Origin of the sequence: Marinobacter sp. LM1 (assembly GCF_042763285.1) — a bacterium.
GTDB classification, from domain to species: domain Bacteria; phylum Pseudomonadota; class Gammaproteobacteria; order Pseudomonadales; family Oleiphilaceae; genus Marinobacter; species Marinobacter nauticus.
On sequence record NZ_CP114373.1, the window covers coordinates 3,691,098 to 3,708,804 of the forward strand.

The 17,707-nt window shown below is 57.7% G+C and carries 14 protein-coding genes and 1 tRNA gene; 2 read left to right on the forward strand and 13 right to left on the reverse strand.

The genetic code is table 11. The features are described 5' to 3' along the window. Positions 1 to 78 precede the first annotated feature (78 nt). Both OZ656_RS17325 and OZ656_RS17330 read left to right on the forward strand, forming a co-directional pair. Positions 79 to 1,947, forward strand: a complete 1,869-nt coding sequence (locus OZ656_RS17325; protein ID WP_278351153.1) for a DUF4105 domain-containing protein — start codon at positions 79 to 81, stop codon at positions 1,945 to 1,947. Continuing rightward, positions 1,917 to 2,792, forward strand: a complete 876-nt coding sequence (locus OZ656_RS17330; RefSeq protein ID WP_278351152.1) for an alpha/beta hydrolase — start codon at positions 1,917 to 1,919, stop codon at positions 2,790 to 2,792. Before OZ656_RS17325 ends, OZ656_RS17330 begins: the two co-directional genes overlap by 31 nt. Before the next feature lie 213 nt (positions 2,793 to 3,005). On the opposite strand, the gene pnp is transcribed toward OZ656_RS17330, so the two are convergent. The 13 genes from pnp to ftsH all read right to left on the reverse strand — a co-directional run bounded on the left by pnp (position 3,006) and on the right by ftsH (position 17,610). Then, complete coding sequence (gene pnp / locus OZ656_RS17335) at positions 3,006 to 5,120, reverse strand: polyribonucleotide nucleotidyltransferase (RefSeq protein WP_278351165.1); 2,115 nt, start codon at positions 5,118 to 5,120, stop codon at positions 3,006 to 3,008. Between the two features lie 345 nt (positions 5,121 to 5,465). After that, positions 5,466 to 5,735 carry a 30S ribosomal protein S15 gene (gene rpsO / locus OZ656_RS17340; protein WP_014422591.1) on the reverse strand — a complete coding sequence of 90 codons (270 nt, stop codon included), beginning with the start codon at positions 5,733 to 5,735 and terminating at the stop codon, positions 5,466 to 5,468. A gap of 80 nt (positions 5,736 to 5,815) precedes the next feature. Then, positions 5,816 to 6,739 carry a tRNA pseudouridine(55) synthase TruB gene (gene truB / locus OZ656_RS17345; protein ID WP_278351151.1) on the reverse strand — a complete coding sequence of 308 codons (924 nt, stop codon included), beginning with the start codon at positions 6,737 to 6,739 and terminating at the stop codon, positions 5,816 to 5,818. Beyond that, positions 6,736 to 7,167 carry a 30S ribosome-binding factor RbfA gene (rbfA, locus tag OZ656_RS17350; RefSeq protein ID WP_011786759.1) on the reverse strand — a complete coding sequence of 144 codons (432 nt, stop codon included), beginning with the start codon at positions 7,165 to 7,167 and terminating at the stop codon, positions 6,736 to 6,738. The genes truB and rbfA overlap by 4 nt, the downstream gene beginning before the upstream one ends. Then, entirely contained in the window at positions 7,167 to 9,713 is a 2,547-nt protein-coding gene (gene infB, locus OZ656_RS17355) for a translation initiation factor IF-2 (protein WP_014422593.1), read from the reverse strand. Before infB ends, rbfA begins: the two co-directional genes overlap by 1 nt. 20 nt (positions 9,714 to 9,733) lie before the next feature. Next, entirely contained in the window at positions 9,734 to 11,227 is a 1,494-nt protein-coding gene (gene nusA / locus OZ656_RS17360) for a transcription termination factor NusA (protein ID WP_011786761.1), read from the reverse strand. A gap of 54 nt (positions 11,228 to 11,281) precedes the next feature. Beyond that, positions 11,282 to 11,743 (reverse strand): ribosome maturation factor RimP, encoded by a 462-nt coding sequence (rimP, locus tag OZ656_RS17365; RefSeq protein WP_278351150.1) that lies wholly within the window; start codon positions 11,741 to 11,743, stop codon positions 11,282 to 11,284. Between the two features lie 313 nt (positions 11,744 to 12,056). Further along, positions 12,057 to 12,141, reverse strand: a tRNA-Leu gene (locus tag OZ656_RS17370). Between the two features lie 8 nt (positions 12,142 to 12,149). Then, complete coding sequence (gene secG, locus OZ656_RS17375; protein ID WP_278351149.1) at positions 12,150 to 12,533, reverse strand: preprotein translocase subunit SecG; 384 nt, start codon at positions 12,531 to 12,533, stop codon at positions 12,150 to 12,152. A 24-nt stretch (positions 12,534 to 12,557) separates the two neighbouring features. Then, the gene (gene tpiA, locus OZ656_RS17380) at positions 12,558 to 13,316 is read right to left on the reverse strand and encodes a triose-phosphate isomerase (RefSeq protein WP_278351148.1); all 759 of its coding nucleotides are present in this window, start codon (positions 13,314 to 13,316) and stop codon (positions 12,558 to 12,560) included. A 79-nt stretch (positions 13,317 to 13,395) separates the two neighbouring features. Next, positions 13,396 to 14,739, reverse strand: a complete 1,344-nt coding sequence (glmM, locus tag OZ656_RS17385) for a phosphoglucosamine mutase (RefSeq protein ID WP_011786765.1) — start codon at positions 14,737 to 14,739, stop codon at positions 13,396 to 13,398. Continuing rightward, positions 14,739 to 15,569, reverse strand: a complete 831-nt coding sequence (folP, locus tag OZ656_RS17390; RefSeq protein WP_014422597.1) for a dihydropteroate synthase — start codon at positions 15,567 to 15,569, stop codon at positions 14,739 to 14,741. The genes glmM and folP overlap by 1 nt, the downstream gene beginning before the upstream one ends. 97 nt (positions 15,570 to 15,666) lie before the next feature. Continuing rightward, on the reverse strand, positions 15,667 to 17,610 hold the full coding sequence (gene ftsH, locus OZ656_RS17395; RefSeq protein ID WP_181800037.1) for an ATP-dependent zinc metalloprotease FtsH: 1,944 nt from the start codon (positions 17,608 to 17,610) through the stop codon (positions 15,667 to 15,669). Between the last annotated feature and the right edge of the window lie 97 nt (positions 17,611 to 17,707).

Consider the following 17,707-nt stretch of genomic DNA (forward strand, 5'->3'; position numbering starts at 1 on the left):
CACTGGCGACAATGGAACAGAATGGCGCCAGGGACGGCGAACAAACCCCAGAGCCACCAATCCGGAACTACCAACTCCATGGGCTTTACCCTTCGCACCGGGCAGGCCGTTTTATGGCTTGCATGCAGTACCGCCTGGGCACAGGCAGAAACCGTTACACTGCCTGACAACCTTCACCTTCATCCAACCTGGCTGACCCTCGGCCACTATCATCAGGACAGGTTCGGTTCCGATTACATCAGCCAGGCCGATGACCCGGCGTTCTTTCTGAGTGAAAAGGGCAAAACATCGCCCAGAGCCGAGCTGGAAGCCACCCTGGAGGCCATACAACGTCCCGGAGGTGGTGATAGCCACGCCCGCTGTCGATTCCCGGCCCGGGATGCTTGGCTGAGAGAGCAACTGGAGTTGCCGGATACACCGGTAAACTGCCCCGCTTTCGAGGAATGGGCAGGCACACTGAATACCGAGAAAGTCACCCTGGTGTTTGCTGCGTCCTATCTGAACAGTCCCTCATCCATGTTCGGACACACCTTCTTGCGGCTCGATCCCCCCCAGGATGACGAAGAAACCGATCTTCTGCTTGCCAACACTATTTCCTACGCAGCCGATGCCGCTGAACATGACAGCGAGTTGTTGTTTGCCTATCGGGGTATTTTCGGGGGCTATCCAGGCATTACCTCCATCAAGCCCTATTACGAAATGATCCGGCTGTACAACGACATCGAACACCGGGATCTCTGGGAGTACACCCTGAATCTCGACCAACAGGAGGTTGACACCCTGCTGGCCCATACCTGGGAAATTCAGGACAAGAACTTTGATTACTATTTCTTCGATGAGAACTGCGCCTATCGCCTGCTGGCCCTGATCGACGCCGCCCGCCCGGGCACGAACCTGCTCGACGAAGTAAGCACTCACGCCATCCCCTCTGACACCGTGCGCTGGGTGAGGGATGCCGGGCTGCTTGAAAGCATCCATTACCGCCCGTCTGCCGCCACCTCTGTAGCCCATAGCCTGGAAAGCCTGCCCTCAGACCACCAGACCATCGCCGCTGCCTTAGCCAATGGCTACGTGGCAGTGAACGACCCGGAAGTTCGCGAGCTGGCTAAAAACGACCGCGCCCAACTCCTGGATGCCACTTACGATTACGTCCGCTACCAGAGCGAAGCCGAAGGCTGGCCCCGGGAACACGCGGCGCCGCTGTCTCATCAGCTACTGGTCGCCCGCAGCCAAATTGAGGATGCGGCAGAACTTCCAGACGTTCCTGAACCGGAGATCCGCGACGATCAGGGGCATGACACCTTTCGCCTGAGCCTCGGTTCCGGCCAGCAGGCCCACAACGAATTCACGCAGTTGACCATCCGGCCGGCCTATCACGACGTACTGGATCCGCCCGCCGGTTACCGTACCGGTGCACAACTGCAGTTCCTGCGCCTGGACGCCCGGCTTTACCACGACAACGACGAACTTCAGGTGGAACAGATCACCGGCGTCGAGATACGCTCCCTGAGCCCCCGGAACCAGTTCTTTGCACCGATCTCCTGGCAAGTTGGCTTCGGCGGCCGCCGCACGGACACCGGCAATGACCGCGTACTGGCCCCCTATCTCGAAGGCGGAGCCGGCGGCAGCTGGAGCCTGGGCCAGAACACACAGGCCTTTGCCATTGCCACAGCCGATGTAGAAATCGATGATGACATCAAACGGGGCTACGACTTCGCCCCGGGCGCAGACCTAGGCCTGCTGCACCAGAACAACCGGTTCAGCCTGCTGACCGGCGTAAAAACCAAAGCCTGGATCATCAGCAGCCAACACCGGCAAGACCAGCTTTACGCCGAAGGCAACTGGCACATTGGCCGGGAATTCAGCCTATTCGCCAAATTCACCCGCGAAGACCACTACGACAGGTACCAAAGCACATGGCAAGCCGGCCTGCACGCTTACTTCTGAATACCAAGACGGCTCTCATCACCCTGCTGGCCATCACCACGCTGCTGCAAACCGGATGCAGCAGCGTGTTCTTCTATCCGGACAATGCCACTTACATCACCCCGGACCGACTCAACCTGGAATACGAAGACATCTACCTCAAGACCGCGGACGGCGAAACCCTCCACGGCTGGTGGCTCCCTGCCCTCACCGACGAACCCGCCAAGGGCACCATCTACTTCCTGCACGGCAACGCCCAGAACGTCAGCGCCCACATCCTCAACGCAGCCTGGCTGCCGGAACAGGGCTACAACGTGTTCACCATCGATTATCGCGGTTACGGCCAATCCACCGGCGCCCCCGATATCGAAGGCGCACTGCACGACGTGGAAACCGGACTGCGCTGGCTGGCCCAACGCCGCGCCGATAGTGAACACCCGCTCTATATCCTCGGCCAAAGCCTCGGCGGCGCCCTCGGTATCACCCTAGCCAGCGAATGGGTGCAGCGAGACGAACAACCAGAGCTAAACGGCATCATCCTCGACGGCACCTTCTCCGGCTTCCGCTACATCGCCCGGGAAAAGCTCGACCTGTTCTGGCTCACCTGGCCGTTCCAGTACCCCCTGAGCTGGACCATCCCGGATGACTACGAAGGCACCGACAGGATCGCCGGTGTATCACCGGTGCCGGTGATGATTATCCACAGCGTTCGGGATGGCATCATTCCGTTCGAGCATGGCGTGCGGTTGTATGAAGCGGCGGAGCAGCCCAAGGAGTTCTTGCAGACCGATACGCCCCATGCAGCGACGTTTGTGATTCCCGCATACAGGGAGGCAGTACTGGAATTCATGGAAAAAGGCCTTTAGAGGCAAGCACAAGGTCTAGCGCAGCGGTTGTGGGAAGCCTTTCCAAAAGTCTTGAGGGCCATGGACGGCCCGAAAGAAGCGCACATGGATGTGCTCGTAGCGTCTTTTGGAAAGGCTTCCCACAACCGCTGCAGGCACTAAAACTACAAGGCCCATAAACGACAAAACCCGCCAGGCTTGAAGCCGGGCGGGTTTTTCTAACCAAGAATCATCTTAGTCAGTGAAGTCAGTCGGCTGCTCGCCTTCATTGACTTCCTTCATGGACAGCTTAACGCGACCACGGTTGTCCACATCCAGCACCTTGACCAGAACTTCCTGACCTTCGCTCAGCTCGTCAGTGACGTTCTCGATACGGCGCTCGGAGATCTGGGAAATGTGCACCAGACCATCCTTGCCGGGCAGGATGTTAACAAAGGCACCGAAGTCCACAATCCGCTCAACGCGGCCCTTGTAGATAGCACCCACTTCGATCTCGGCAGTGATTTCTTTCACGCGATTCACGGCAGCCTGTGCGGCCGCAGCGTTGTCGGCGTAGATCTTCACGTTGCCGTCGTCGTCCAGGTCGATGGAAGCGCCGGTCTCGTCGCAAATACCACGGATGGTTGCGCCACCCTTACCGATTACATCACGGATCTTGTCCGGATGAATCTTGATGGTGGTGATGCTCGGAGCGCGATCAGACAGCTCGGCACGGGGCTCTGCGATCACCTTGTTCATCTCGTCCAGGATGTGCAGACGCGCAGCGTTGGCCTGCTCGAGGGCGATTTCCATGATTTCGTCGGTAATACCCTGAATCTTGATGTCCATCTGCAGGGCCGTGACGCCGTCTTTGGTACCGGCAACCTTGAAGTCCATGTCGCCCAGGTGGTCTTCGTCACCCAGAATGTCAGTCAGAACCGCGAACTTGTCGCCTTCCTTGACCAGACCCATGGCGATACCGGCGACCGGCGCCTTCAGAGGCACACCCGCGTCCATCAGCGCCAGGGAAGAACCACACACGGAAGCCATGGAGCTGGAACCGTTGGATTCAGTGATCTCGGACACCGCACGAATGGCATACGGGAACTCTTCGATGGTCGGCATAACCGCGGCTACACCACGCTTGGCCAGACGACCGTGACCAATTTCACGACGGCCCGGGCTACCCATACGGCCAGCTTCACCTACGGAGTACGGAGGGAAGTTGTAGTGGAACAGGAACGGGTCCTTGCGCTCACCTTCCAGGGCATCGATGATCTGCACGTCACGGGTGGTACCCAGCGTGGCGGTAACGATAGCCTGAGTCTCACCACGGGTGAACAGGGCGGAACCGTGAACGGACGGCAGTACGCCAACTTCCACCTTGATCGGGCGAACGGTCTTGTTGTCACGGCCATCGATACGCGGCTTGCCTTCGATAACCTGCAGACGAACGACAGACTTCTCGACCTTGCCGAAGTACTTCTTCACTTCCTCTTCGGAAGGCTGGCCTTCTTCTTCACCGGCCAGTTTTTCAACGGCAGCAGATTTGATCTCACCCAGACGCTCGTAACGGGCCATCTTGTCGCGAATCGCGTAGGCTTCTTCGATGGCACCACCGAATTCGGCCTTGATGGCGCTCAGCAGATCTGTGTTCTCTGCCTCAGGCTGCCATTCCCAACGCGGCTTGCCGTTTTCAGCAGCAAATTCCTTGATGGCGTTGATGGCAGTCTGCATTTCCTGGTGGGCGAACAGTACGGCGCCCAGCATCTGGTCTTCAGTCAGGCCCTTGGCCTCGGACTCAACCATCAGTACCGCTTCGTCGGTACCGGCCACAACCATGTCCAGCAGGGAGCTGCCCAGCTCTTCGAAGGTCGGGTTCAGGAAGTAGCCTTTCTCGTTGGTGTAACCCACACGGGCAGCACCAATCGGGCCGTCGAACGGGATACCGGAGATGGCCAGGGCTGCAGATGCAGCAATCATGGCAGCGATATCCGGATCGTGGTTCTTGCTGGCAGACATAACCGTCAGCACAACCTGAACTTCGTTCATGTAGCCGTTCGGGAACAGCGGGCGAATCGGACGGTCGATCAGGCGGGAGGTCAGGGTCTCTTTCTCGGACGGACGACCTTCACGCTTGAAGAAGCCACCCGGGATTTTACCGGCGGCGTAGGTTTTTTCCTGGTAGTTCACAGTCAGGGGGAAGAAGCCCTGGCCCGGCTTGGGCTCTTTGGCGCCAACAACGGTGCCCAGAACGGCAGTGTCGCCGGTGCTTACCAGTACCGCGCCGGTTGCCTGACGGGCAATACGACCGGTTTCCAGGGTGAAGGTTTCCCCACCCATTTCAAATGTCTTGATACGTGGTTGCAGTTCCACAATAAACTCCTGCATTTTCAGCGGTTTTGATTCTGGCCAATGACCCATTCATTCGCCATTTTCCAACAACTGCAGCAGTCTGATCAGTGAACCGAAAGGCAACCCGTCTGAAAGCTAACAGGCTGTTGCAAAACCCCGGCCAGAGTTCCCGGGCTTTTCAACAACCTGCTATCAATAGCGGCTTTCCATTGTGACAGGGAAAATCCTTCGGTTTCACAGACAAATCAACTGCAGCAAAAAACGCTTCCTGCTTGTTCGGAATGAGCAAGGCAGGGAGCGGGAGAGAAGCACGGCTGAACCCGGGAACCCCCGGGCCAGCCATCAGGTCGCTAAACCGGATTAGCGACGCAGACCCAGACGCTGGATCAGGTCCAGGTAACGGTCAGCGTTTTTACGCTTGAGGTAGTCCAGCAGCTTACGACGCTGGTTTACCATCCGGATCAGGCCGCGGCGGGAATGGTGATCCTGCTTGTTGGCCTTGAAGTGATCCTGCAGCTTGTTGATGTTGGCGCTCAGCAGAGCTACCTGAACCTCAGGGGAACCGGTATCGCCATCACCTTGCTGAAAATCTTTAACGATCTGAGCTTTCTCACTGGCAGACAGTGCCATATTTCACCTCATTGGTTGCGATGCATACCTATTCAGCCGAACCGCGCATCTCTACAGCCCGGCTAATCAGCAAAAGGCGTTTACCGTTTGCTGTTCTTGACCAGACGGCGAGGCACCAGTTGAGTGCCATCGCCTTCCGGCAATGCTTCTGCCAGCCCTACGAAGGAATGCTCGCCATACAGGCGGACGAAACCTTCAAAAGGCTGACCCGGTATTCTAACCGGTTGTCCGTTCAAGATCGATACCAGCGGCACGCCGGACAATCGGTACTCGGGAAACATGGTGAGGGCGGTTTCCGGCGGCAGCAGCAGGCCATCCAGGCTCTCCCCGCGCTCGCGCATGGCTTCCAGGTCTTTGACATCGTGGGCATTTGCCAGGGTGTAACCGGAGGCCAGGGTACGGCGCAGAGCACTGACATGAGCTCCGCAGCCCAGAACCTCGCCAATATCCTCAACCAGTGAGCGGATATACGTACCCTTGGTACAGGTAACCGCCAGATCCAACTCCTGTTCCCGAACCGCCAATAGCTTGAGCTCGTAAATGGTCACCGGCCTGGCCGGGCGCTCAATTTCGATACCTTCGCGGGCGTATTCGTACAGAGGTTTGCCCTGATGCTTCAGAGCCGAGTACATGGAGGGCACCTGCTGAATGTCGCCTCGGAAACGGGCCAGCACGGCTTCCACTTCGTCTTCACTCAACGACGGCACAGGCTTTTCTTCCACCACAGCCCCCTCGCTGTCTCCGGTTTCTGTCCGGATGCCCAGGCGAGCGGTGGTGATATACGCCTTGTCGCTGTCCAGCATGGTCTGGGAGAACTTGGTGGCCTCGCCAAAACACAGGGGCAGCACGCCAGTGGCGAGCGGATCAAGCGCACCGGTATGGCCGGCCTTCGCCGCACCATACAGGCGCTTGACCTGCTGCAAAATCCCGTTGGAGGTAACGCCCTGGGGCTTGTCGATTACCAGGATGCCGTTTACGTCACGGCCTTTGCGTCTTCGGCTCAAGCGTCACGCTCCGGGTTATCGGAAACCGGGTCATCATTATCGTCCCGGGGCACGGCAGGCTTGTCGCCAACCGCTTCGCGGATCAGGCGATCCATCTTGCGGCTCTGCCCCAACAGCTTGTCGAAGTGAAACCGCAGATGGGGCACCACACGCAATTTCATGGCGCGACCAACCTGCCCGCGCAGAAACCCGGAGGCCTTGTTCAACACCGTCAGGGAGTCCTGCACTTCGGGTGAATCTTCGGTGAGCTCCTCGGTGGACAGCAACGAAATATAGATATCGGCATAGCCTAGGTCACGGCTGACTTTCACATCATTAACCGTGACCATACCAACGCGAGGATCCTTCACCTCGCGCTGGATCAGCTGCGCCAGCTCTCGCTGCATCTGATCGCCGATGCGATCTACGCGACTGTATTCCCGTGCCATCAGGCCCCCGTGGACTCAAGCTGACGTTCAACACGGACGCGATCGAATACTTCGATCTGGTCGCCCACTTTCACGTCGTAGCCTTTAACACCGATACCACATTCCATACCGTTGCGAACTTCCGCCACATCGTCCTTGAAGCGACGCAGGGATTCCAGCTCGCCTTCAAAGATCACCACGTTGTCACGCAGTACGCGGATCGGCTTATTACGGTATACGGTGCCCTCAGTCACCATACAGCCAGCCACCTGACCGAATTTCGGCGAACGGAATACGTCACGCACATCGGCAATGCCCACGATATCTTCGCGGAATTCCGGCTTGAGCATGCCTGTCAAAGCCGCTTTCACATCATCAATCAGGTTATAGATGATGCTGTAATAGCGCAGATCCAGACCTTCCTGCTCAACCAGACGCTTGGATGCGGTATCCGCACGCACGTTGAAGCCGAAAATAACGGCGTTGGTGGCCATGGCCAGGCTGACGTCGGTCTCGGCGATACCGCCAACACCAGACGAAACAATTTTCACCTGAACCTCGTCGTTGCCCAGGTCCTGCAGAGCCTTGGTAATGGCTTCCAGAGAACCACGCACGTCGGTCTTGAGCACAACGTTGAGGGTCTTGACCTCGTCCTTGCCCATATTCTCGAACATGTTCTCGAGCTTGGCAGCTTGCTGGCGCTGGAGACGTTGCTCACGCTCGCGGGTCTGACGGAATTCAGCCAGCTCTTTGGCTTTTTTCTCGTCTGCCACAGCGAAGAATTCGTCACCGGCGTCTGGCGTGCCGTTCAGGCCCAGAATCTCGACCGGAATCGACGGGCCGGCTTCTTTGACCTGGCGCCCGGCTTCGTCGGTCATGGCGCGCACCTTACCGAAGAAGGAACCGGCCACCACCATGTCGCCCTGGCGAAGCGTACCGTTCTGAACCAGCACGGTAGCAACAGAACCACGGCCGCGTTCCAGGCTGGATTCAACCACAACCCCTTTCGCCGCTGCATCCGGGGACGCTTCCAGCTCAAGGATTTCAGCCTGCAGCAAGACGGCTTCCAAGAGGTCATCGATACCCATTCCGGTGTGTGCAGAAACAGGCACGAACTGAACGTCGCCGCCCCAGTCTTCCGGAATGACTTCCAGAGCTGAAAGCTCGTTCTTGATGCGGTCCGGATCGGCTTCTTCCTTGTCCATCTTGTTGATGGCAACCACGATCGGTACGCCGGCAGAACGGGCGTGCTCAACGGCTTCCTTGGTTTGAGGCATAACACCGTCGTCGGCTGCCACCACCAGGATAACGATGTCGGTACACTGGGCACCACGAGCACGCATGGCGGTAAATGCGGCGTGGCCCGGGGTATCCAGGAAGGACACCATGCCGTGTTCAGTTTCTACATGGTAAGCACCAATGTGCTGGGTAATACCACCGGACTCACCGGCAGCAACCTTGGCGCGGCGGATATGGTCCAGCAGCGAGGTCTTGCCATGGTCAACGTGACCCATAACACTGACAACCGGCGCGCGCTTGATCTTCTCTTTGCCTTCATCCGGGCCGGTGATTTCGCTCAGAACTTCCTCTTCGAAGGCATCCTCACTCACCGCCTTGGGCTTGTGACCCAGCTCTTCGGTAACCAGGATCGCCGTTTCCTGATCCAGCGCCTGATTGATGGTTGCCATCACCCCCATACCCATCAGGGTCTTGATAACATCAGCGGACTTGACGGCCATGCGCTGGGCGAGATCACCAACGGTGATGGTTTCCGGAATCTGTACTTCTCTGACCATGGGCTTTGTGGGCCTCTCGAAAGCATGACGCTTTTCTTTCGGTTTCTTTTTGGCCCGCAGCGGCTTGCGAAGAGTGGTTTCCTCTTCGTCTTCGCTCAGTACTACCGGTTCTTCTACCGGACGGCTGCGAGGACCGCGATGGCCAGCCTGCTTCTTCTTCGGCTTGCCTTCTTCAATATCATCGCCGCGCTCACGCACCTTCTCTTTTTTCTTCTTCGGCTTGCGATCCCGACCTTCATCCTCAGGCGGAGGCATGGGAATATCCTCCGGCGCGATGGCAGGCTCTGCGGATTCTGCAGCAGGTTCCGGAGCAGCTTTGGCTTCGGTTTCCGCTGCGGCCGGAGCTTCCGTTTCGGGGGCTTCGGCAGGTGCAGCTTCCGCTGCGACCTTCGGCGTTTCTTCCACCGGTGCCTGCTCTTCGGCCGGTGCCTGTACCGGCTCTTCCGCTACCGGCGCCTCAGCTTCCGGTTCGGGTTGCAGCTCTGCACGCTTGATATAGGTGCGGCGCTTGCGCACTTCTACGTTGACAGTCTTGGCCTTGCCGGCCTTAAGCGTCGTCGTGGTCTTGCGCTTGAGTGTAATCTTCCGCGGTTCAGCTTCCGCCTCGCCATGGTTTTTTCTCAGATAGGCCAGCAACTGCTGCTTCTCATCGCTGGTGACAGCGTCGTTTTCGCTGCGGGCTTTCAGGCCCGCTTCCACGATCTGCTTCAGCAAACGATCCACGGGAGCGCCTACATCTGCGGCCAGTTGTTTTACCGTTACTTCAGCCATACTGGTCCTCCTCTCCCGAATCAGGCCTGGTCTTCAAACCAGGGTGCGCGCGCAGTCATAATCAACTGACCAGCACGCTCTTCATCCATACCTTCAATTTCGAGCAGCTCATCAATCGACTGCTCCGCCAGATCTTCCATTGTGCGCACGCCCATGCCGGCAAGCTTGAATGCCAGCGCCCGGTCCATGCCGTCCATGTTCAGAAGATCGTCTTCGGGCTCAGCGCCCTCCAGGGCTTCTTCACTGGCCAGCGCCTGGTTCAGCAATACGTCTTTGGCACGACGGCGCAATTCAGTGACGGTTTCCTCGTCAAAGCCCTCAATCGCCAGCATTTCTTCCATCGGTACGTAGGCCACCTCTTCAATGGAGGTAAAGCCTTCCTCGATAAGAACACCGGCAAATTCTTCATCAACATCCAGATGAGCGGTAAAGTGTTCAAGCAGGCGGTTGTATTCCTGCTCCTGGCGCTCACCGGCTTCTTCTTCCGTCATCACGTTCAGGGTCCAACCGGTCAGCTCGGTCGCCAGACGAACGTTCTGGCCGTTCCGGCCAATGGCCTGCGCCAGGTTATCTTCGGCAACGGCTACATCCATGGTGTGACGGTCTTCATCCATGACAATGGAGGCGACCTCAGCAGGCGCCATCGCGTTGATGACCAACTGAGCCGGGTTATCGTCGTAAAGCACGATATCCACACGCTCACCGCCCAGCTCATTAGACACTGCCTGTACGCGGGAGCCCCGCATACCAACACAAGCGCCAACCGGATCAATACGGCGGTCGTTGGTCTTCACCGCAATCTTGGCCCGGGAGCCCGGATCGCGAGCGGCACCGCGAATCTCGATCAGTTCCTCGGCAATCTCGGGAACCTCGATGCGGAAAAGCTCGATCAGCATTTGCGAATCGGTACGGCTCAGAATCAGCTGTGGTCCGCGATGATCGGTGCGAATCTCCAGCAGCAGAGCACGAACGCGGTCGCCCATCCGGAAGGTTTCACGGGGAATCAGGTGCTCACGGGGAAGCAGAGCTTCTGCGTTGCCACCCAGATCCACAATCACATTGTCCCGGGTCACCTTCTTGACGGTACCGGACACCAGCTCACCGATACGATCGCGGTAGCTGTCGACAATCTTCATGCGCTCGGCTTCGCGCACTTTCTGGAAGATGATCTGCTTGGCCGCCTGGGCACCAATGCGCCCGAACGCCACAGACTCCACCTTCTCTTCGTACATATCACCCGGCTTCAGATTGGTGTCGATCTCTTCCGCTTCCTGCAGGGTCAGCTCAGTGCCCAACGCAGGAACGGCATCATTATCGACCACCAGCCAGCGGCGGAAGGTTTCGTATTCTCCGGTGCGGCGATCAATGGCAACCCGGATATCCGCCTCTTCGTCTTCATAACGTTTCTTGGCAGCGGTAGCGAGTGCGAGTTCAATCGCCTCGAAAATCACATCCTTCTCGACACCTTTCTCGTTCGAGACGGATTCCACTACCAGCAAGATCTCTTTACTCATGGGATTGCCCTGCCCTCAAAATAAACGATACATCTATAGATTTATTCGAATGTGTCACTCGAAAACCGGCACGATGTTGGCTTTTTCGATACTGTCGAAGGGCAACAGGTATTCGTGGCCATCTACTACAACTACCACGTCGTCGCCCTCCACCCCTTTGATCAGGCCCAGGAATTTGCGCCGGCCCTCAAACGCCATACGCAGCTTGATCTGCACTTTATGACCAATAAATGCCTCGTACTGCTCCAGCCGGAACAGCGGCCGGTCCATACCGGGCGAAGACACTTCCAGCGTATATTCTGTCTGGATGGGGTCTTCCACATCCATTACCCCGCTGACCTGACGACTGACTTTCTCGCAGTCGTCGATCGCGATGCCGTTCTCGGCATCATCAATAAACACCCGAAGCTTGGAATGGTGTCCATGGGAGCGGAATTCAATTCCCCAGAACTCATAACCCAGACCCTCGACCACCGGGCGCAGGATGTCTTCCAGTTGTTTCAGTTTGGCTGACAAGTGTCGCCGCCTCCGTTTCCGAATTTTCAGGGTACAAAAACAAAAAAAGGGCTGTTAATCAGCCCTTTTATGCACCAGGGCCCTTTGCGCCAGGCCCCTTAATCAAAAAGCCCCTGAAACATGGGGCCTTTTGTTGCAAGAATTCGCAAAGCGCCAACCCTTTCAAGCGCTCTGCCGACAGACACCTGGCCTGCCTGGAAGCCTCGATGCTCGCAGGCTCCAATATCCGCGGGAGTATAGTGACGCCACGCGGACTGGTCAAGGACTGACCAAAAAAAACGGCCTGGGTTTGCCAAGCCGTCTTCTTTTAATATGGTGCCCGGGGCCGGACTCGAACCGGCACAGCTTTCGCTACCACCCCCTCAAGATGGCGTGTCTACCAGTTTCACCACCCGGGCATCATTCTTTACTCGAGTTCGGGGAGCGCGTCCCCACCCTCGGATTCGCTGTTAGCTGCAGGCTCATCAGCAGAGGGAGCCTGCTCAGCTTGCGCACCTGACTGAGACGATTCCTGAACAACCGGAATACCTGCCTCGCCAGCCACTTCGGCGCGCTGCTTGGCAAAAATTGCCAGCGAAAAACTTGTCACAAAAAAGATAACCGCCATAAAAGTGGTCATCCGCGTCAGGAAGCTTCCGCTGCCCTGACTACCAAACACGGTCTGGGACGCACCACCACCGAAAGCCGCTCCGGCGTCTGCACCCTTGCCCTGCTGGATCAGAACCAGGCCCACCAGCGACACGGCGATCACGACGTGAACAACAACTACCAGTGTTTCCAACCAATCCATACAGACTCTCGTAAACGTGTCGGCTTAGACACCTGCCGGGAAAGACCGGCAAATGCTGATAAATTCTTCGGCCTTCAACGATGCACCACCGATGAGACCGCCATCAATATCCGGCTCTGCAAACAAAGCGGCAGCATTATCCGCTTTTACACTGCCGCCGTAAAGTACCGAAATCTCATTAGCCGGTGCATTCATACCATCCAGCACCTTGCGGATTTCCGAATGCATGGCCTGGGCATCGTCTGCCGTCGCGGTTTTTCCGGTTCCGATAGCCCAGACCGGCTCATACGCCACAACAACCCTGAACCACTGATCATCAGCCACAACTGACAACCCACTGCGAACCTGCTCGGCAACCACCGCTTCGGCTTGACCGGCTTCCCGCTCCGCGAGCGTTTCACCTACACACAGCACCGCAACCAAGCCACTCAACAGAACCTGCTCAACCTTGGCGGCTGCCACAGAATCCGTCTCACCAAACAACTGCCGGCGCTCGGAATGCCCCACCAGCACATAACCACACCCCATATCGCGGGCCATTTCGGCGGAGATTTCTCCGGTGTATGCGCCAGATTGCCACTGGGACACGTTCTGTGCACCGGTAGTGATCCGCCCGCCTCCCTGCTCGGCAACCTGGCCCAGATAGATCGCAGGAGGGATAATAACCACCTCCACATCTTTGCCAACATTACCGGACTGCTCGCAAACTGCGCCAACCAGCTGTTTCACCAGATCTTTCGACCCGTTCATTTTCCAGTTTCCGGCAACAATTCTGCGACGCATCTCTGTCCTCGACAGTCCCGAGCAAAAGGGAGGCGGAACTATACAGCAGTCACCCGCGGTACACAACCACCCTTCGAAATCAGGGTGTTGAGCGCTCCACCACCAGGGCAAGCTCTTCCACTACCCGGGTAATATCGTCCGCGCTCTGGCCCTCGGCCATCACTCTGATCAGCGGCTCGGTGCCGGATGCCCGCAGCAGAATGCGCCCGGCATCACCCAGCGAAGCCTCTGCCCGCGCCATGGCCTCAACAATATCCGCCCTACCCAACGGATCAAACCGTTCGGCAACGCGTACGTTGATCATTTTCTGCGGCAGCTTGCTCATACCTGCCCGTAATTCTCCCATGGTCTTGCCGGACTTCCGCACTGCCAGCAGTACCTGCAACGCAGAGACAATACCGTCACCCGTGGTGGTGCAATCCCGGATGACCATATGCCCGGAACCCTCGCCTCCAATCAGCCAGTTATTGGCCAACAGGCGCTCCATCACATAACGATCGCCAACCTTGGCCCGCTCGAACTCGACGCCGATTTCGCGCAGAGCCAACTCAACACCAAGGTTGGTCATTAACGTACCAACCACACCACCGTTCAGCCGTCCTTCTGCCTGGCGCTGGGAAGCCAGGATATACAACAGTTCGTCGCCATCCACTTCGGAACCATCACGATCCACCATCAACACCCGGTCGCCGTCACCGTCGAAGGCAATACCAAGATCAGCCTTTTTCTCGGCAACCGCCTGTTTCAGCGCGCCCAGATGGGTAGAGCCAACATTCAGGTTGATGTTCAGGCCATCTGGCTCCGCGCCAATCACCGTCACTTTCGCCCCCAGCTCACGGAACACTTTGGGCGCCACGTGGTAGGTAGCACCGTGAGCACAGTCAAGCACCAGGTGCATGCCGTCGAGAGTAAACTCGTTTGGCACGGTACTTTTGCAGAATTCCACATAGCGACCGGGCGCATCGTCTACCCGGCTCGCCTTGCCCAACTCTTCCGGCTCACACACTTCGATAGGCTGGTCCAGCCAGCGCTCAATCTCGGCTTCCAGTGCGTCGTCCAGTTTGGTACCGGCAGAAGAAAAGAATTTGATGCCGTTATCATGATGAGGGTTGTGGGAGGCACTGATGACAATTCCGGCAGATGCCCGGAAAGTTCGCGTGAGGTAGGCAATCGCCGGTGTCGGCATCGGCCCCAGCAACTTCACATCAACACCCGCCGCGGCCAGACCAGCCTCCAGCGCCGATTCGAACATATAGCCAGACAAACGGGTATCCTTGCCGATCAGTACGCTGTTGCGCTGGCCCGCACGCTTGAATGCCTGCCCCGCAGCCCAACCCAGATGCAGCATGAACTCCGGCGTAATCGGACTGTCTCCGACCCGGCCACGAATGCCATCGGTACCAAAGTATTTGCGCTGGGTCATCAGATTGCCTCCTTCACTGCCGTTACGATCCTGACGGCGTCCACAGTTTCCCTAACGTCGTGCACCCTGAGGATGCTCGCCCCTTTCATGGCCGATATTGTCGCGGCAGCGAGGCTGGCCGGCAACCTTTCATTCACATCGCGACCCGTGACCGCTCCCAGCATGGACTTTCGCGAGACCCCGACAAGTAACGGGTGTCCGAGAATATGCAACTGCTCAAGGGTAGCGAGCAGCTGATAGTTATGCTCCACGCTCTTGCCGAAGCCAAAGCCGGGATCAAGAATAATGTTATCGGCACGAACACCGACCTGCTCAGCCACCCGCATACGCTCCGTCAGAAAAGAGCTGACGTCCCGACGCACATTACGATACCGGGGATCGTCCTGCATGGTATCCGGCTCACCCTGAATATGCATGATGCACACCGGAATGCCTGCTTTTGCAGCCACTTCCGGCGCACCCTCGCGCTGCAGGGCACGAACATCGTTGATCAGTCCCGCACCAAGCCGGGCGGTTTCAGCCATCACCACAGGATTGCTGGTATCCACCGAAATCACGGTATCCAGCTCTTTGGCAATGGCTTCGACCACCGGGCATACGCGGTCAAGCTCTTCCTGGGTCGAGACTTCGCTTGCGCCGGGGCGAGTCGACTCACCTCCAACATCAATAAAAGAAGCGCCGTCATTGACCATCTGCCTGGCCCGCACAAGCGCCGATTCTCTGGAATTAAAGCGTCCGCCATCGGAAAACGAATCGGGGGTGACATTCAGAATACCCATCACGTGGCAACGAGACAGATCCAGTTCGCGACCGGCAAAGTTCATTTTCATAACGCAACTTCCACAGGCAGAGTTTTCGGAGAGACAAAAACAAACGCCGCCCGGGGGCCCGGGCGGCGCATTCAGTTACTCAGGCTTTGACGGCGCGTCAGTGCTCGCCGGCAGGACGCCCTACGCCGGGCTGCCGGCCATCGTCGGAGCTTCTGGGCTCCGGCGCCTGCTCAGGCTCTTCAGCCTTCACGCCTCCGGCGGGACCACTGTCACCCCAGTTTTTGGGCGGGCGAGGCTCCTTGCCAGCCATGATGTCATCAATCTGGTAACGATCAATGGTTTCGTACTTCATCAGTGCTTCGGCCATCATGTCCAGCTTGTCCCGGTTATCAATCAGGATCTGCTTGGCCTTCTCGTAGCACTCATCAATGATATTGCGAACTTCCTCATCAATCCGCTGGGCAGTCTCTGGCGAGTACACCGTGTGCGCCTGCCCCGCAGAACGACCAAGGAAGGGTTCCTCACTGTCTGTGTCATACTGGAGAGGACCAAGCTTCTCGGACAGCCCCCAGCGGGTCACCATATTCCGGGCCAGGCTCGTGGCCCGCTCGATGTCGTTGGACGCACCAGTGGTGACACCATCGAAGCCCAGGGTCAGCTCTTCCGCGATACGGCCACCAAACAGGCTACAGATCGAGCTGATCAGATAGCGTTTGGAATGGCTGTACTTGTCCTCTTCCGGCAGGAACATGGTCACGCCCAGGGCGCGGCCACGAGGAATAATACTCACTTTATAGACCGGGTCATGCTCAGGCATCAGACGGCCCACAATCGCGTGCCCCGACTCGTGGTAAGCCGTATTCCGCTTTTCCTTTTCGCTCATCACCATGGACTTGCGCTCGGCGCCCATCATGATCTTGTCCTTGGCCAGCTCCAACTCTTCCATGGAAACCAGGCGCTGATTACGACGGGCCGCAAACAGCGCAGCTTCGTTGACCAGGTTGGCAAGATCGGCACCGGAAAAGCCCGGCGTGCCCCGCGCAATAACCGCAGGATCAATACCGTCGGCCAGCGGCACTTTTTTCATGTGCACTTTCAGAATCTGCTCACGGCCAATGATGTCTGGCAGACTCACCACCACCTGGCGGTCAAACCGGCCCGGGCGCAGCAGTGCCGGGTCCAGTACGTCCGGACGGTTGGTGGCGGCAATCACGATAACGCCTTCATTGCCTTCGAAGCCGTCCATTTCCACCAGTAGCTGGTTGAGGGTCTGCTCACGTTCGTCGTGACCACCACCCATACCAGCACCACGGTGACGGCCAACCGCATCGATCTCATCGATGAAGATAATGCAGGGGCTCTGTTTTTTCGCCTGCTCGAACATGTCGCGAACACGGGAGGCACCCACGCCCACAAACATTTCCACAAAGTCGGAGCCGGAGATAGAGAAGAACGGCACCTTGGCCTCGCCCGCGATGGCCTTGGCAAGCAGGGTTTTACCGGTACCGGGAGGGCCCACCATCAATACGCCCTTCGGGATGCGACCACCAAGGCGCTGGAACTTGCTCGGATCCCGGAGGAAATCCACCAGCTCTTTCACGTCTTCCTTGGCTTCGTCGACACCCGCGACATCGGAAAACGTGGTTTTGATCTGGTCTTCACTCATCAGGCGCGCCTTGCTCTTGCCGAACGACATGGGGCCTTTGCCGCCACCGCCGCCCTGCATCTGGCGCATGAAGAACACGAACAATGCAATGATGATCAGAATCGGGAACGCGGCTACCAGCAGCTGCGTCCACAGGCTCTGGCGCTCGGGCTCCTTGCCGATCACTTCGACGTTGTTGGCGAGCAGGTCATCCATCAGCTTGTTGTCAGACACCTGCGGCCGGATGCTCTGGAACTGGGAGCCGTCGTTGCGGACACCCTGCACCTGCAGACCGTCAATGGTCACCTGCCGTACCTGGCCCTGCTGGACCATCTCGACAAACTGGGAATAGTTAACTTGTTGGCCGGTGGTGGTGGGAGAGAAATTCTGAAACACCATCAGCAGCACGGCGGCTATGATTAGCCAGAGAACCAGATTTTTTGCCATATCGTTCAAGGATCATCACCTGTGAATTGCAGGATCAGCGCCTGAAGGCCGCCAACCCTTTTCCGACACCTTACACCAATTGTACGCCGGTAAACCAGAAACGGCC

Excerpts from the sequence above, each read along its gene's own strand:
- OZ656_RS17325 (WP_278351153.1), top strand. The coding sequence starts at position 79 with ATGGGCTTTACCCTTCGCACCGGGCAGGCCGTTTTATGGCTTGCATGC.
- OZ656_RS17330 (WP_278351152.1), top strand. The coding sequence starts at position 1,917 with ATGGCAAGCCGGCCTGCACGCTTACTTCTGAATACCAAGACGGCTCTC.
- rpsO (WP_014422591.1), bottom strand. The coding sequence starts at position 5,735 with ATGGCACTGTCTGCCAGTGAGAAAGCTCAGATCGTTAAAGATTTTCAG.
- rbfA (WP_011786759.1), bottom strand. The coding sequence starts at position 7,167 with ATGGCACGGGAATACAGTCGCGTAGATCGCATCGGCGATCAGATGCAG.
- infB (WP_014422593.1), bottom strand. The coding sequence starts at position 9,713 with ATGGCTGAAGTAACGGTAAAACAACTGGCCGCAGATGTAGGCGCTCCC.
- nusA (WP_011786761.1), bottom strand. The coding sequence starts at position 11,227 with ATGAGTAAAGAGATCTTGCTGGTAGTGGAATCCGTCTCGAACGAGAAA.
- secG (WP_278351149.1), bottom strand. The coding sequence starts at position 12,533 with ATGGATTGGTTGGAAACACTGGTAGTTGTTGTTCACGTCGTGATCGCC.
- tpiA (WP_278351148.1), bottom strand. The coding sequence starts at position 13,316 with ATGCGTCGCAGAATTGTTGCCGGAAACTGGAAAATGAACGGGTCGAAA.
- glmM (WP_011786765.1), bottom strand. The coding sequence starts at position 14,739 with ATGACCCAGCGCAAATACTTTGGTACCGATGGCATTCGTGGCCGGGTC.
- folP (WP_014422597.1), bottom strand. The coding sequence starts at position 15,569 with ATGAAAATGAACTTTGCCGGTCGCGAACTGGATCTGTCTCGTTGCCAC.